Source organism: Dolichospermum sp. LEGE 00246, assembly GCF_015207865.1.
GTDB classification, from domain to species: domain Bacteria; phylum Cyanobacteriota; class Cyanobacteriia; order Cyanobacteriales; family Nostocaceae; genus Dolichospermum; species Dolichospermum heterosporum.
On the sequence record NZ_JADEWA010000019.1, the window covers coordinates 1 to 15,299 of the forward strand.

Here is a 15,299-nt window from a genome sequence, read left to right on the forward strand (position 1 = left end):
AGACGCTCAACCAATTTGTTTTAAAGGTCGGAAAGGGCAAAGGGAGAAAATTAAAACCGTCCCTGACTGGCCGCAACGGTTAAGGGATTTTGTTGATCAACTTATTGAAGACTTAGACAAACAGTAAGATAAGGATAGTTATGGGTAGAAATTATCTAGCTGTTTCTACCCCCTTCTTCAGTTACTTGAAAATTCGCATTAAATTCTTTAGCTTTCTCATCTAAATATTGTTTAGCTTCCGCTGCCGGTAATTGGGACTGCATGGCAAAATTTAACAAAGTTACTCTTCCTTGATTTTGTAGTAACATTTGATAAAATTGCGCTTGCAATTGTTCGCTGTTTTGTTGTTTTAAGGCTTTTTTCTCTTGTTGACTTTGTTTATACAAACCTAATGCTAACCAACTCCCCAATATCGCGCTAGGAACACCAAAAATTATTCCGCCTACAATTGTATCTTTGCTATTCTGAACCGCATTGGGAGCAGAAAATACCTGTTCCCCCTCCACCGGATATACTATTACTCCTGATTGCGCTGATTTATCTATGATTTCTGAAACTGATATTGCCAAAAACATGAATCCAAGTGTGAGTAGCCAACCAGCAGCCAGTTTTTCAGCCGTCTTCATAGTTCTACTTCAGGTTTAGACATTGCTTGTAATTTTAACCTTACTTATCTTCAGCTTCCAGTAATATTGCGAATTGTTGACCAAGAATTATTCGCCAATCACCCATTACCGAACCAACTGCATGGCAGAATTAAAAAACTGCCGACATAAACCCTTGGTAATTAAAATAGTTGTTAACAAATTGGTGACAGCTACCATAAAAATAATTAAAATCTCATAGGATACAGCCTCTAGCGGTGTGATACCGGCTAATAATTGTCCATTGGTGAAGGTTGGTATTGTCACCATACCGATCAACATCATTTGATTCAAAGTCGGCATAATTGCAGCACGAATCGCTTCTTTGCGGTATGGCTTAATTGCCTGTTCAGGTGTTGCACCCAGACTTAAATGGGTTTCTATTTCTGTGGGAAATTGGTTGATACTACTAACTAAACGTTCTCCGGCTATTGCGGCTGCATTCATGGCATTACTCAGCAATATACCAGCTAAAGGAATGATATAACGTGGTTCATACCATCTTTCTGGTTGAATAATCAAAAAATTGGTGTAAAGCAATGTTAAGGAGGTGCTGACAAAAATCGCACTTCCAGCTAAAGGTAAGACTTGTGGAATTTTTTGACTGATGCGGTTGCGAGTAATAATTGCCGTAATTGTCAGAATTATTGCTAAAATTCCCACTACCGCCCAAACATTGTTAACGGCAAAAATGAAGTCGAAAATGTATCCTAGTACAAGTAGTTGGAGGATAGTTCTACCAGTAGCTACGCTTAAATTTAATTCTAGTCCTAATTTCTCCCATGCCGATATGCCAATGGCGATCGCCATTAAACCCATCGCTAAAGCCAAATCTACCATATCTAACTTGATTAGCTCTGGCATAATTTATCCACCTCTTAACGATTGAAAACTTTAGCATAAGTAGTTGAAAAAATTAAATCGGGTTGTCACAGGAGAGGGAAGGGAAAAATCTTCTTTCTGACTCCTGACTCCTGACTTCTTACTCCTGACTCCTTTACAAATAAAAACTCATGATTAAAAGTGTAAATTCGATTCCCGCCTTTGATATTAAACAACAATATGCCACCATTGAAACTGAAGTAAGTGCTGCTGTCTTGGCGGTTCTGGCTTCTGGGCGTTATATTGGTAGTCCAGCAGTTACAGATTTTGAACAACAGTTTGCAGATTATCATGGTGTCAGTGAATGCGTAGCTTGTAACTCTGGTACTGATGCTCTGTTTTTAGCATTACGGGCTTTAGGAATTGGGGCAGGTGATGAAGTTATTACCACACCCTTTACTTTTTTTGCGACAACGGAAGTTATCAGTGCTGTCGGGGCAATACCAGTATTTGTAGATATTGATGCGACTACATTCAATTTAGATGTAGAAAAAGTAGCAGCAGCGATTACATCAAAAACCAAGGCAATTATGCCAGTGCATTTATTTGGACTCCCTGTGGATATGACAGGATTAATGGAGATTGCCAAAGCTCATAATTTAAGAGTAATTGAAGATTGCGCTCAGGCTACCGGTGCAAGTTGGGAAAATCAAAAAGTTGGGAGTATTGGACATATTGGTTGTTTTAGTTTCTACCCTACCAAAAATCTTGGTGGTTGCGGTGATGGTGGGGCAATTACCACGAATGATCCAGCGATCGCTACTCAACTACGAGTTTTGCGAGAACATGGGAGTAAAGTAAGATATATTCATGAGGAAATCGGTGTCAACAGTCGTTTAGATGCCATTCAAGCCGTAATTCTGCAAATTAAACTGCGCTATCTTGATCTTTGGAACTCTAGACGTAAGCAAATTGCTGATTATTATTACCAACAACTCAGCCAAGTTTCTGATATTATTGTCCCCCAAGAATTTCCTGGGGGAGTTGGTGTTTGGAATCAATACACTATTCGGATTTCTGGAGAAAGACGCAATGGTGCTAGTGGTAAATATCGAGATTCCGTAAAAAATCAAATGCAGGAACAGGGGGTTAATTCCATGATTTACTATCCCTTACCCTTACATTTGCAGCCAGTGTATAAAAATTTAGGTTATCAACCAGGACAATTACCAGCAGCAGAGCAAGCAAGTCAAGAAGTTTTATCTTTACCCATGTTCCCCGAATTGGAGCAAGAACAACAAGATAAAGTCATTGATACGTTGAAAAATTGTTTATCTTGAATTGTCGGGGTGAGAAGAAGCAGGGGGCAGGGGGGGCAGCGGAGAATATCTTTACTCTTGCCTCTTGCCTCTTGCCTCTTGCCTCTTGCCTTTTACTTCTTAAGCAAATGTGCGAATATTTGCAGTCGCTAAAGCTTCTACTAGACTACGCACAGCAGCAATCATGGCGATTTCGCTATTGAGTTGGTTAATAGCAGAACCTACACCAACACCAGATGCACCAGAGGCGATCGCTAGAGGTGCAGTAACATTAGAAATACCAGAAGCACACAGTACAGGCACAGAAACCGCACGAGCAATTTCATAAGCAGCGGCTAAAGTAGGAGCAGCCTTTTCAATTAAACCCAAAGTACCGGAGTGAATGGGATTGCTGCTAGTACCACCTTCAGTTTGAATAATATCAGCACCCGCTTTCACCAAATCTTCAGCCAATTGTACCTGTTGGTCTAAGGTAAGAATATGGGGAACAGTTACAGATAGGGTAATTTCTGGCAGCAAGGCACGGGTTTGGCGAGTTAGTTCCAAAACCTCAGCAGCTTCAAATCTGCGTCCTTGGGCGTAGAAAGCATCGAAATTACCAATTTCAATCAAATCAGCGCCAGCAGCCACAGCAGTGACAAATTTCTCCGGTTCAACCGCAGACACACAAATAGGTAATTTAGTCAAGCTTTTCGCCAATCTTACCAAATCCACATCAGCAGCAATATCCACAAAAGTCGCACCACCCAAATCAGCCGCTTTCACAGTCGCAGCCACACTAGCAGCATTGAAGTTATTCAAACCGCTAATTACTTTTAGCACAGGATGAGAAAATGCCCGGTTGAGGTTAGGATACATAGTCATAATTTTTCTTTTGCAGCAAGTTTTCAGTAGGAGTATTTTTACACTAAATATAGCCATCCTACTTCAATTAGGAAAATATATTAAGATTTTTTGACAAATCACGCCTTTAGCCTATACTGAGATGTGTTTTTACCATTGTTCTAAATTTTCAACTACCCTCTCAGTTAAATTAGATCAAACTGGTAATACACTACAATAAAATGGTATTTATTTTATAGTTGAACATCAACCTTTTTAATTGTTATAGTTGTAGGCATTGATCATGGCTACATCTAACCTCTGATTTATCCTAACTATGAAAAAATCATCACGATCTAATCAAGATGTTTCCTCACCACCATTTACATTCTTAAAAACGGGCATATTTCCCAAATCAATCGGGAAAACATTCCAGAAAATTCTCAGTGATATATCTCCAAATGCAGATCAAGAATTTATTAAAAAATATCAAATATCCAGACAGAGGACAACTATAGCCGTCAAATTCTTATTATTATTGATAATAATTCCCCTGCTAACTCATCACCTGTCCAAACGGCTGTTTATTCTTCCCATAGTAGAAAATCTGAGAAACGATCACTCCGGGCAAATTTTTCTTAATCAAGAAATGGAAGAAAAAGCCTTTCATGAATTAAAAATATTTACAGCAAAATTAAAGTTTGAAAGTTTACTGGATTCAGAAACTAAAATCTCTCCAGAAAATCGAGAATCCAAGATTAAAGCCAAAGCCATAGAACTAGCAGCAGAATTTCAACATAAAAGTACCAATGCCATTAGTAATATCTTTGCTGATATTATAGCCTTAATTGCTTTTGCATTGGTTATTGTTTTTAGTACAAAAGATATTATTTCTCTTCAACACTTTATAGATCAAGTTGTTTATGGCTTAAGCGATAGTGCTAAAGCTTTTTTAATTATCCTATCTACAGATGTATTTGTCGGCTTTCACTCACCCCATGGTTGGGAAGTAATTCTGGAAGGATTTACAGAACACTTAGGTTTACCAGCAAATAGAAATTATATCTTTATGTTTATTGCCACATTTCCTGTAATTTTAGACACTATAGTTAAATATTGGATATTCCGCTATCTTAGTCGTTTATCACCTTCAGCATTAGCTACCTTAAAGGAAATGAATGATTAATCATCATAATTAGGCATATTTTCCATTGTCAACATTTCTGAGAATGCTAAAATGGGGCATAATCACTGTTGGTCTTCATGAATTATGCGTATTCTATTTAATCAAAAATTCAAAATTACAGTATTTATTGCTGCTTTATTAGTAATTGTCTTCACTAGCAAGCAACCAATTCAACAGCAACAAATTGTTAAAAATGTATCATTATCCCAAATAGAAAATCCTCCAATTCAAGTATTTTCTAATAATTTACCTACGCCAAAACCATCTAATATAAATGCCAAAAATAATGAAAAGTCCACATTTTATTCAGTTATTAATGAATGGCAAAAATATCAATATAGTATTAATTCTAATCAAGTATTGACAGCAGGAAAATTACCAAATAACCCCATAAATTTTAATCAGGCTGACTTATTAACCGTACTCACCAATACTAGAAAATACTTTCAACAATACTCTCAAGAAGATCCCGATATTCAACGCACAGGTATCTTAGTAACTCAAGGAGTTACCGTTAAAGATATTCTAAAAACATTAGATTTTATGATTGTCGTCTTAGAAGAAGACATTTCTAATAAGCGGACAACTCGGTTACAAGATCCTAACTTTATTAACGCCAATTTTCGCGTAATTAAATGGTCTGCCCATAACCCAGAAAATCCCCAACAGAAAAAATTAAGAATTACTAAATATGCAGCTTTTATTCATCCCGGTTCTCGACAAAAAACTTCTAAATACAATACACCAATTTATGCTATTAAGGAAGAATTAAGTCAAAATAAATTTTACACTCAATATACAAAACAAGATGTTCTATCAGGTATTTATGAACCTGGAGGTAAGGAATTTGGCAAAGTTAAACCTATTGCTTATTTAACTCGCAATGGTTTAGAGGCAGCACTAATGCAGGGAACTGTTTTAGTTAATTTTACTGATGGAACTAAAGAGTTTTTAAACGTAGACAAAAATAATGGAATGTCCTATATTCGGGGTTTAAAAGCCACTGCACAAAAGCGTTATTGGTATTTTCAAGAAGTTGATGCAATTAAAGGTTATGGATATAAAATAGATGCTAAAATATCCATCAAACCAGGAGTAACATTTGCAGGAGATGTGCTAAACATTGGTTTAGGCAGAATAATTGTCACTGAAGACAATCAAAAACGGTTAAAAATGGGCGTAATTGCCGATACAGGTGGGGCATTTTTACCCAACCTTTATCAACTTGATTTCCTAGCAGGAACTTTTGCTAGTGAAAAAGATTTTGAACAATATATTCAAAAATTACCTGAATATACAAATGCCTATATTTTAGTAAAAAAATAAGGTAATTGGTTATTGGATAATTTTCTTTCTCCTGAACTCCTGAATGGGCGCAGGCCCTGCGCCCCTACCTCTTGACTCCTTCTTCAATTTACAATCCAGCGAACCATTCATAACCCATATCTTCCCAATAACCTTTAGCATTTGATAATTTACTGGTGAGGGTAACTCGTGTTACCCATTTACTTTGTTTATAGCCAAGTTTAATGGGTGAAGCTAATCGCAAAGGCGCACCATTTTCCACAGGCAAAGCTGCACCATTTTTTTGATAAGCTAATAGGGTTTGTGGGTGTAAAGCTGAAGCGATATCCCAACTTTCATAATAACCATCTGCTGATTTAAAATAGGCATATTTAACCTGAGATTTAGGTTGAGAAAGGGCGATAATTTCCCGCAAACGAATGCCACCCCATTGCACAATTGCTGCCCAACCTTCTACACAAACATGACGAATAATCATGGAAGTGAGAGGTAAGGCTTGAATATCTGCCATACTCAAACTCAGAGGATGATTTACTTCGCCATCTATAATTAAACGATATTTTTCTAAATCAATAATTGGTGTAGATTTAAAGCTATTAATTATTAATTGACTTGGTTCAATTTGACTAGGTAAAAATTCTGGAACTGGCTTTTGAGGTTGAAATATTAACTCTTCAAATTTCTGATTGAGAGGTTCAGACAGTTTACCTACAAAATCTGCAAACATGGGTGTACCACAACCACCCAGTAATAAACTCATACTCGACAAACCGGAAATTTGTAAAAACTTTCTCCGTGCAAATTCATGATTATTCATTTTAATTCCTCAATGCTGCTAGTTTTTTTTATCAAAACATAGATTTTGTTAAGGCATTGCCGCCTACATTCTGCCCTAACCGCCAATGAAACCAGACAAATACTACCACTATCGGTACAGAAGCAAAGTGGACAATTCTTAATGCTTGCCAACTGCCAAAAATATCAACTATCCAAGAAAATTGAGCAGGTTTATACATTCCTATACCTGTAAATATTGCCAGTAATAAAATAGGAATGATGGCTGTATAAATAATTCGATGCCAAGCATAGTTTAAACGTTGGTGATTCTGAGTTTTTTGTAATGCCTTGATATCTTTGTCGCTAACAAATCTTTTTTTCCAGCGTTGGGTAACAAAAATATAAATTCCATAGCAAAACAGATTTATAGAAAATAGCCACATGGCTGCAAAATGCCAATGTCTGCCTCCAGCCAACCAACCACCTAAAGTAAACAGGGGAAAAATACTTAATCCACCACGCCCACCAAAGACAGGGTTTGCATTGTAAATTTGCAAGCCGCTGGTGATCATAATGAATAAACTGATGACATTGCCAGTGTGAAAAATTCTGGCAGCGATCGCTTGACTGGGTGATTTGCGGGGTATTTCAGGAGAAGTCATAAATAGGGTAGAAAAATTTTAATTCGGTTACAAGTATTTGGGAAATAATTTACTGAGTTAGAATGTGAGTCCAACTGGGAAAGTCAAAATATTCTTGATGTTGAACCTGAGATTATTACCGATTTTACATTGTAATAGTCACATCACATAACCTCTGTTTCAACTTAGTTTTCACCATTACTGCAAAAACATAGTTAAATTAGGAAAGAAGAGGTAATCGGACAAAATTAATTACACACATTGTCTTTCTGTTCCCTTTTCCCTCACGACCCGATTGAATTTAATTTTGTTCAAATACTTACTAACACTTATATTTTAAGATGCTGGCTATTTTCAGAAATTTCCGAGATGAATGTGTCTCTGGCGCGTCAAAAGCGATCGCTGCGCTGGCAAAAGGCAACGCATCCCTTGCAGCAAGTATCGCCAATTGGTGGTCAGAATTCACCCTTCAGACCAAACTCCTAGCCGTCGCCACCCTCATGGTTTCCTTAGTCATGAGTGGTTTAACCTTCTGGGCTATAAACACAATTCAGCAAGATGCACGTCTCAATGATACCCGCTTTGGTCGAGATCTAGGATTACTCCTGGGGGCAAATGTAGCCCCCTTCATTGCCGATCACAATTTAACTGAAGTTGCCCAATTTTCTCAACGTTTTTTCAGTGCCACTTCTAGCGTGCGTTATATGTTATACGCTGATGAAACTGGGCAAATCTTTTTTGGTCTTCCTTTTTGGGAACCAGAGGTAGAAAACTCCCTCACTATTAAGCGCCATATCCAATTACCAGAAGATTATCCTGGCGATGAAGACCAGCCAATGGTTAGGCAGCATAACACCCCCGATGGCGCAGTTACAGATGTATTTGTGCCTTTAATAGTAGATAAAAAATACTTAGGTGTGTTAGCAGTTGGTATTAACCCTAATCAAACCGCAGTCATATCCACTAATTTCACCCGTGATGTTACCATTGCCGTTTTTATAACAATTTGGGTCATGGTAATTTTAGCAGGAGTAATTAATGCTTTAACTATTACTAAACCTATTAAAGAATTACTAGTAGGTGTTAAACAAATTGCGGCTGGAAATTTTAAACAACGGATAGATATACCTCTAGGTGGTGAACTAGGAGAAGTAATTTTCAGCTTCAATGAAATGGCAGAACGACTAGAACGTTATGAAGAACAAAATATTGAAGAATTAACTGCCGAAAAAGCTAAGTTAGAAACCTTAGTTTCTACCATTGCTGATGGTGCAGTCTTGATTGATAATAATATGCAAGTAATATTAGTCAATCCTACAGCCAGACGGATTTTTGCTTGGGAAGGATTGGATGTTGTTGGTAGTAATATACTGCATCACTTACCCCATGGTGTCCAAATGGAAATATCCCGGACTTTGTATGAAATGGCAGTCGGTGAATGTGAAAGTGCCGAATTTCGTATCCTCCTAAAACAACCTACTCAACGCACAATTCGCATTGTTTTAACCACAGTTCTCAACCTGCAACGAGAAAGTATTAAAGGCATAGCTATCACCGTCCAAGATATTAGCCGTGAGGTAGAACTAAATGAAGCAAAAAGCCAATTTATCAGCAACATTTCCCACGAATTACGCACACCTTTATTTAACATTAAAACCTATATTGAAACCCTGCATGATTATGGTGAAGATTTAGGAATTGATGAACGCAAAGAATTTCTGCAAACAGTTAATAATGAAACTGATAGACTCACCCGTTTAGTTAATGACGTTTTAGATTTATCAAAACTTGAATCAGGTCGAAATTACACTTTTGATAAAGTAGATTTACCACAAGCAATAGAACAGACATTACGTACCTATCAGCTTAATGCCAAAGATAAAGGCATTGAAATATACCAAGAACTTAATCCTGATTTACCTTTTGTTTTAGGTAATTATGATTTATTGCTGCAAGTATTTGGCAACTTAATTGGTAATTCTCTTAAATTTACTCTAGCCGGTGGTAAGGTAGTTATTCGTGCCTATCAACTAGATGCTAATTCTTATTCTCAGCATCATGCTGGTAAAGTGAGAATTGAAATTAGTGATACAGGAATTGGTATCGCACCAGAAGATCAACAAGCAATTTTCGACCGATTCTTTCGTGTAGAAAATAGAGTTCATACTCTAGAAGGAACAGGTTTAGGTTTATCAATTGTTAGAAACATTATGGACAGGCATCATAGTCAAGTAAATTTGGTGAGTGAAGTTGGTATCGGTACTACTTTTTGGTTTGATTTAGAAATATTTGAGGAAGAGATTTTATCAACTGTGGAAACTATGCCAGAAACCTTAGAATTAAACCAAGTTTAAGGAGATAAGTAGGTTGGCGTTGAAAATTGTCGTTATAGCAAGGCAAAAGGCAAGAGGGTTTGGGCGGTTTTACGTTTCTTTACACAGTTTGGTTTTATTGTGTTCACCTACTTAGCTAATACCATGAGAATCAGGCATTAAACAAGGTTATTAATAAGCAAACTAATAACAAAGCTAGTATTAATAACAGAGTTTGATGGCGTTTTATCCAATTATTAACCCTGATACTCAAGCTATAATGAGAATTTTGCTTTTGCAATTCTAATGTACTTTCTTCCATATTTTGATAGAGAAGACAATCTTGAGCATAGGGATATTGGGGAAAATTACAGGTATGATCAAAATGATAACTACAACTGTCGCATAAATAATCATTTCCTTGAGCGTGGTGCAAGGGAATACCAGGATGTCCGTAAGCTTTCAGCAATAAGCGACACTGAGGACAAGTAATTGCTTGACTATCAATAATTTGATGACAACGAGGACAAGGTATAGTAGCCAAAACAGAAAAAGGATAGATAAGTAAACATCTTAATTTTACCTATTATCTGGACTAATAGAGCAGGAGTCAGGAGTCAAGAGTAAAACTGGCTTAGTGTCTAAGTAGGTTGGCGTTGAAAATTGTCGTTATGGCAAGGCAAGAGGCAAGAGTGAAGAAGCTTTGGGCGATTTTACATTTCTTTACACAGTTTAGTTTTATTGTGTTCACCTACTTAGTCAATTTTTCCAAGAAATTGGGAATTTGAGATTTTGTTGTCACTTCCAGACGTATAATTAAATAATGACGACGTAATTGGAGTTCATAAAGTAATGCTTAAAAAAAATCTCTCTAACTTAATACAAGAAGAAACCACAAAATTTACACCCCTACAAGGTGAACCTGTAATTGAGGTTTCGGCTGAAGCAGTATTGGAAACTCAAGTACAAACGGATAATAATTCTGTCATTTCCATCAATAATCAGTTAGAACTAGAAGCCAGTATTAAAGAATTGCAAAAAACAGTTTCTACATTAAAACAAAAAGAATCTACTTTAATCAAACAAATTAGTGATTTACAAACAGCTTTTTCAGAAAAAGAAGCATTGGTAGAACGTTTAACAAATGAACTTTCTCAGACGAAACAAACTGCATTACAATTAGCAGATTCTAACTCTCAGTTGCTAGAAGAAATCAAGGTTTTAAAACAACCTACTCCACCATCTTATCCACAACTGAGCCAACAAGGTAGTCAAATTTCCAAATCTATCCAATACAAAAAATCTCATAGATCAATAGAAAGACTGCAAGAAAAGCCCAATCAAGATAGTGCGGATTTTTCCCAAAATACTTGGTTATATGACTAAAGTGAGAATAATACGGGACTTACGCAACTGGCACATTGGTAGGGTGCGTCAGATACCAACAATCTGTTTATTTACAGGATTTATCCAGTCTGACACACCCTACAACTAGAGATAAATTTTTACAGATCTAGCACCACGATGCTTCTCCAGGTACATTGTAAATTAATTCCCGAATATTAGATTCCATAACCCGATAGCCCACATTTCCGTTGAGACGTTGTCGTCCTTCATTAAAAATCATTGTCGGGCTAACAGTCACGTTATAATCTTTCACTTCTTGAAAATCTCTCGACAGTTCGGCATAGGCTGCACCACTATCAATTTCTTCTTGAATCTGACTGATAGGAAATTCTAAAGCTTCGGCAATTGACCACTGTACCTTTCGATTGGAAATATCCTGTAAATCCTGAAAAAAAGCTTGACGTAAACCAGCAATAGCTCTTTCGCAACAACTTTGTGTTCCTTTGCTTTCCACTAACCCTTTGCTTTCTAGTAAATGAATAGCTTTGAGGAATAAATGACTTGAGGTGGAGGAATGGGGAGTGACATTTTTCCAAACTTCTGGATGTACACTGAGGTGATTAAATCTTGCTACTACTTCTTGAACGTGGTGACTATAACCGGCTAATCCACCGCGATCGCGCCAACGGTTTTCTAGTTTGTGACGGGCATCTCCAAATACGGAAACAAAGTGATAATTAATCACTATTTGGTGTTTAAAAGTAGATTTCAATTCATCAATCCGAATTTGAGCAATATATGCCCAAATACAAAGAATATCAATAAAATAAGTAATCTGAATTGGTTCGGTAATAGCTTGTGGGGCTGCTTCAGTTATTAATTCTCCTGGTAAGGTTGATATTCCCAGTAAATCGAGTTGCATCAAAGCCACAAACTGCTTAAAGTTAACTATATGTGTGTCTTGACTGCCGGTAATGGTGGCGATCGCCATACGAATCTGCTCTTCTGACCGTCTACATCCCATTGAGTGGATTACTTCACCTAATTCAGCCACATCTAAAGTTTTGCTGTTATCTACATCAAATTGTTCAAAAACTCTTTTCCAGAAAGAGATTTTTTCTTCAGGGATTAAATTAATCAATAATTGCAGATTTTCTGTATTTAGCGGTAAACTCATTGATTTATTTTCCTAAATGTTATGTACTGCAATATTTGTTGAAAATTTTTCATCAACTTATTACTAATTGGTTAACTATTAAGGTTTGACTATTGATTAAAATCTCTATAAAACTTATAAGTTAAAGAACCTATAATTAAGCCAATTAAAAACAATACAGGGTTGAAAATGCCTAATACTAAAGCAGTAATTCCCGGTCCGGGACAATAGCCAGAAATTCCCCAACCAATACCAAAAATTGCTGACCCTACAACTAAAGATGAATCAATATTTTTCTGAGTAGGTAAATAAAATTTATCGTCTAATAACGGATGAGGAAGTTTTAATACAAAGCGAAAGGAGATTAAAGTTACAGTAACAGCACCTCCTAAGACGAACAACAGTGTCGGGTCCCAAACTCCAGCTAAATCTAAAAAACCAATAACTCGTCCTCGATCTATCATCTGAGAAAACCCTAAACCCAACCCGAATAATAAACCTGAAATAAAAACTGTCAAATACTGTTTAGTATTCATGGATACTTTACTCTTGCATAAAATAGTAAATAAATGTATAAAATTAATAACTAATAAATCAGCTATTATTAACCAAGTTAATTTAACAAGTGACGGACAATAAATACAGTTAAAAAGGCGCTGGAAAGAAAAGTCAAAACAGCTATAAGCGATTCCTACGGAGCGCTTCGCTATCGCATTGACAGGCGACCTAAACCACATACTCCATGTCCACTGGTACAACCGCTTCCCATTCTTGTCCCAAAACCAACAATAAGGCCACCAATAATCATTGTTAAGGGTGCAAACTTGGAAGTAGGAGTCGGTTGGGGTGACAAAACAAATTCATAAATAGCACCACCAGCTAACATTCCTAACAGAAACAACCACCGCCAAGCATCGTTTTTATTAAAACTGATAGCACCATTAACCATACCACTAATTCCAGCTATCCGACCATTAAATGCTAAAAGAATAGTGGCACTGATACCAATGAGGATACCCCCAATTAGACCGTTAATCCAGTTAAATTCAGCCATGATAATTTACTATTTATCCTCTGATAAAACTTATGAATTATGAAATTAATTCCGAAATTCTAATATATGTTGAGCGACAATTTGCGGTTGTTCTAAATGGGGAATATGTCCACAATCCTTAATCCAAATTAGCTTACTTTGGGGAATAGCTTTGGCAAACTTGGGAGCATCCCCAGTTCCTAAAATTTTATCACTATCGCCCCATAAAATTAAAGTTGGTTGCTCAATTTGGGCAAGTTGGGGAAATTTAAAAGCACTATAACCGCCACTTTTGGTAAAGGCAATTAAGGCTTGAGTCCAATTAGGCATTTGTAAGTGTAATTCTCCGCAGGATAAAGCATCCTCAGAGATGAGATTAGGATTCTTGTATGCGGTTCGACAAATACTCTTACGTACCTTGGGATTTCGCAAAAATTCCGTTGCCCAATAGTCCAAAGGTGGGAATATATATTTACTTAATGGGGAATTACCTTTTAATCCCGCACTATCTATTAATACCAGTTGTTTTACTGCTTCTGGATAGGTGAGGGTAAAATCTATAGCCGCAGCACCACCCATTGATGCACCGACCAAAATCACAGGTTGGTTAATCAGGGTTTGCCAAAACGAGTGGAGATGGGTTTTAATGGCGATCGCACTGTAAGCAATCCCCGGTAATCTATCTGTAAAGCCAAATCCCAACAAATCTACAGCCCAAACTGCGTTTTTTTCTGCCAGTAACGGCAAAAGTCGGCGGTATTCTAACACCGAACTATCAAAACCATGAATTAATAAAATTGGTGTACCACCGTGACCCTGTTGGATATAAGTGGTATTAATGGATTCATTAGCTAGAAAAGTGCTAATCGCCTGACTTTGGATATTTTGAGCCAAAGCGATGGATGTTGGTTCTGTGAGTTGACCAACGGCGGCAGGAAGAAAACTTGGAAACATAAATTCCAGTCTACATCAGTGCGTACCACCATGACCAATACCCAGTGATCAATTTAAAAAAGTTAAAAAAGAAAATTTCCGCAAAAATTAAAATAGGTACACAATCCTCGTAAAATAGGAATCGGTTATCCCAAACGTAGGAGATTCAAGCCATGCCAATGGCAGTTGGCGTAATTGAAACATTAGGTTTTCCTGCGGTTTTAGCATCAGCAGACGCAATGGTTAAAGCCGCTGGTGTCACCATTGTCTATTACGGTATCGCCGAAAGTGGTCGTATGATAGTTGCTGTCAGAGGCCACGTTGCGGAAGTGCAAACAGCCGTAGCCGCTGGAATTACCGCTGGTGAAGAAGTTTATGGTGGTGAGGTTATTACCCACTACATTATTCCCAATCCCCCGGAAAATGTGGAAACAATCTTACCTATCCACTTCACTTCCAAATCCGAACCTTTCCGTATTTTCTAAGAGAGTTAGCTATCAAAAATTGAAGTATTCCTTCATAAAAATAATTTGTAGCAACCGATAACTTTATATTCATAACAGGAGATTAAAATGTCACTACAAGCTGTTGGATCATTAGAAACCAAGGGTTTTCCCGCCGTTCTCGCAGCAGCAGACGCAATGGTAAAAGCCGGTCGAGTTACCCTCGTTGGTTATATCAGAGTTGGTAGCGCTCGCTTTACCGTCAATATTCGTGGTGATGTTTCCGAAGTCAAAGCCGCTATGGCAGCCGGTGTGGATGCTGTAGAAAAAGTTTATGGTGGTACTCTCGAATCTTGGGTAATTATTGCTCGTCCCCATGAAAACGTAGAAGCTGTATTGCCAATTGCTTACACAGCAGACGTTCAACAGTATCGAGATTCTGTGGAAAATCCCATCATTGGTGCAGCTAGAGGCTAATTTGTATATTCGGCTGGTAATGGGTAATGGGTAATGGGTAATGAATGGGTAGTGGGTAATGACCGGGAATTTTAGATTTTAG

General features: G+C 37.3%; 17 protein-coding genes. 7 read left to right on the forward strand and 10 right to left on the reverse strand.

From position 1 onward, the window contains the following. Positions 1–155 precede the first annotated feature (155 nt). Together IQ228_RS02465 and fetB are read right to left on the reverse strand one after the other, a co-directional pair. On the reverse strand, positions 156–626 hold the full coding sequence (locus IQ228_RS02465) for a hypothetical protein (RefSeq protein ID WP_193962087.1): 471 nt from the start codon (positions 624–626) through the stop codon (positions 156–158). Between the two features lie 105 nt (positions 627–731). Then, positions 732–1,508 (reverse strand): iron export ABC transporter permease subunit FetB, encoded by a 777-nt coding sequence (gene fetB, locus IQ228_RS02470; RefSeq protein ID WP_027403049.1) that lies wholly within the window; start codon positions 1,506–1,508, stop codon positions 732–734. Between the two features lie 149 nt (positions 1,509–1,657). On the opposite strand from fetB, the gene IQ228_RS02475 reads away from it, so the two are divergent. Further along, positions 1,658–2,806, forward strand: a complete 1,149-nt coding sequence (locus IQ228_RS02475) for a DegT/DnrJ/EryC1/StrS aminotransferase family protein (protein WP_193962088.1) — start codon at positions 1,658–1,660, stop codon at positions 2,804–2,806. A 99-nt stretch (positions 2,807–2,905) separates the two neighbouring features. Here the strand turns inward: IQ228_RS02475 and IQ228_RS02480 are convergent, their stop codons facing one another. Further along, positions 2,906–3,649 carry a DUF561 domain-containing protein gene (locus IQ228_RS02480; RefSeq protein ID WP_027403051.1) on the reverse strand — a complete coding sequence of 248 codons (744 nt, stop codon included), beginning with the start codon at positions 3,647–3,649 and terminating at the stop codon, positions 2,906–2,908. A gap of 295 nt (positions 3,650–3,944) precedes the next feature. On the opposite strand from IQ228_RS02480, the gene IQ228_RS02485 reads away from it, so the two are divergent. Further along, positions 3,945–4,793, forward strand: coding sequence for a hypothetical protein (locus IQ228_RS02485; protein ID WP_051424363.1), 849 nt, complete (start codon positions 3,945–3,947; stop codon positions 4,791–4,793). 84 nt (positions 4,794–4,877) lie between these two features. After that, on the forward strand, positions 4,878–6,119 hold the full coding sequence (locus IQ228_RS02490; RefSeq protein ID WP_027403052.1) for a hypothetical protein: 1,242 nt from the start codon (positions 4,878–4,880) through the stop codon (positions 6,117–6,119). An 88-nt stretch (positions 6,120–6,207) separates the two neighbouring features. On the opposite strand, the gene IQ228_RS02495 is transcribed toward IQ228_RS02490, so the two are convergent. Together IQ228_RS02495 and IQ228_RS02500 are read right to left on the reverse strand one after the other, a co-directional pair. Beyond that, positions 6,208–6,915 carry a molybdopterin-dependent oxidoreductase gene (locus IQ228_RS02495; protein ID WP_027403053.1) on the reverse strand — a complete coding sequence of 236 codons (708 nt, stop codon included), beginning with the start codon at positions 6,913–6,915 and terminating at the stop codon, positions 6,208–6,210. 31 nt (positions 6,916–6,946) lie between these two features. Next, a complete protein-coding gene (locus IQ228_RS02500; RefSeq protein ID WP_027403054.1) occupies positions 6,947–7,537 on the reverse strand; it encodes a cytochrome b/b6 domain-containing protein in 591 nt (196 codons plus the stop codon). Between the two features lie 320 nt (positions 7,538–7,857). Here IQ228_RS02500 and nblS point away from each other — a divergent pair, with 320 nt between their 5' ends. After that, positions 7,858–9,870, forward strand: a complete 2,013-nt coding sequence (gene nblS / locus IQ228_RS02505; protein ID WP_228043648.1) for a two-component system sensor histidine kinase NblS — start codon at positions 7,858–7,860, stop codon at positions 9,868–9,870. Positions 9,871–10,000: 130 nt separating this feature from the next. On the opposite strand, the gene IQ228_RS02510 is transcribed toward nblS, so the two are convergent. Beyond that, positions 10,001–10,372: a zinc ribbon domain-containing protein gene (locus IQ228_RS02510; RefSeq protein WP_027403056.1), complete on the reverse strand. Its 372-nt coding sequence runs from the start codon at positions 10,370–10,372 to the stop codon at positions 10,001–10,003. Between the two features lie 308 nt (positions 10,373–10,680). Between IQ228_RS02510 and IQ228_RS02515 the strand changes: the two genes are divergently transcribed. After that, the gene (locus IQ228_RS02515) at positions 10,681–11,214 is read left to right on the forward strand and encodes a hypothetical protein (protein WP_193962089.1); all 534 of its coding nucleotides are present in this window, start codon (positions 10,681–10,683) and stop codon (positions 11,212–11,214) included. 127 nt (positions 11,215–11,341) lie between these two features. Here the strand turns inward: IQ228_RS02515 and IQ228_RS02520 are convergent, their stop codons facing one another. The 4 genes from IQ228_RS02520 to IQ228_RS02535 form a co-directional block, all read right to left on the reverse strand. Further along, positions 11,342–12,352, reverse strand: coding sequence for a DsbA family protein (locus tag IQ228_RS02520; RefSeq protein WP_228043649.1), 1,011 nt, complete (start codon positions 12,350–12,352; stop codon positions 11,342–11,344). A gap of 89 nt (positions 12,353–12,441) precedes the next feature. Then, positions 12,442–12,867, reverse strand: a complete 426-nt coding sequence (locus IQ228_RS02525; RefSeq protein ID WP_027403059.1) for a DUF6691 family protein — start codon at positions 12,865–12,867, stop codon at positions 12,442–12,444. 170 nt (positions 12,868–13,037) lie between these two features. After that, positions 13,038–13,385, reverse strand: a complete 348-nt coding sequence (locus IQ228_RS02530) for a YeeE/YedE family protein (protein WP_152608799.1) — start codon at positions 13,383–13,385, stop codon at positions 13,038–13,040. A 45-nt stretch (positions 13,386–13,430) separates the two neighbouring features. Beyond that, the gene (locus tag IQ228_RS02535) at positions 13,431–14,318 is read right to left on the reverse strand and encodes an alpha/beta fold hydrolase (protein WP_027403060.1); all 888 of its coding nucleotides are present in this window, start codon (positions 14,316–14,318) and stop codon (positions 13,431–13,433) included. Between the two features lie 152 nt (positions 14,319–14,470). Here IQ228_RS02535 and IQ228_RS02540 point away from each other — a divergent pair, with 152 nt between their 5' ends. Both IQ228_RS02540 and IQ228_RS02545 read left to right on the forward strand, forming a co-directional pair. Beyond that, positions 14,471–14,782 carry a carbon dioxide-concentrating mechanism protein CcmK gene (locus IQ228_RS02540; protein WP_027403061.1) on the forward strand — a complete coding sequence of 104 codons (312 nt, stop codon included), beginning with the start codon at positions 14,471–14,473 and terminating at the stop codon, positions 14,780–14,782. An 87-nt stretch (positions 14,783–14,869) separates the two neighbouring features. Beyond that, positions 14,870–15,217: a carbon dioxide-concentrating mechanism protein CcmK gene (locus IQ228_RS02545; RefSeq protein WP_027403062.1), complete on the forward strand. Its 348-nt coding sequence runs from the start codon at positions 14,870–14,872 to the stop codon at positions 15,215–15,217. The last annotated feature ends 82 nt before the right edge of the window (positions 15,218–15,299 follow it).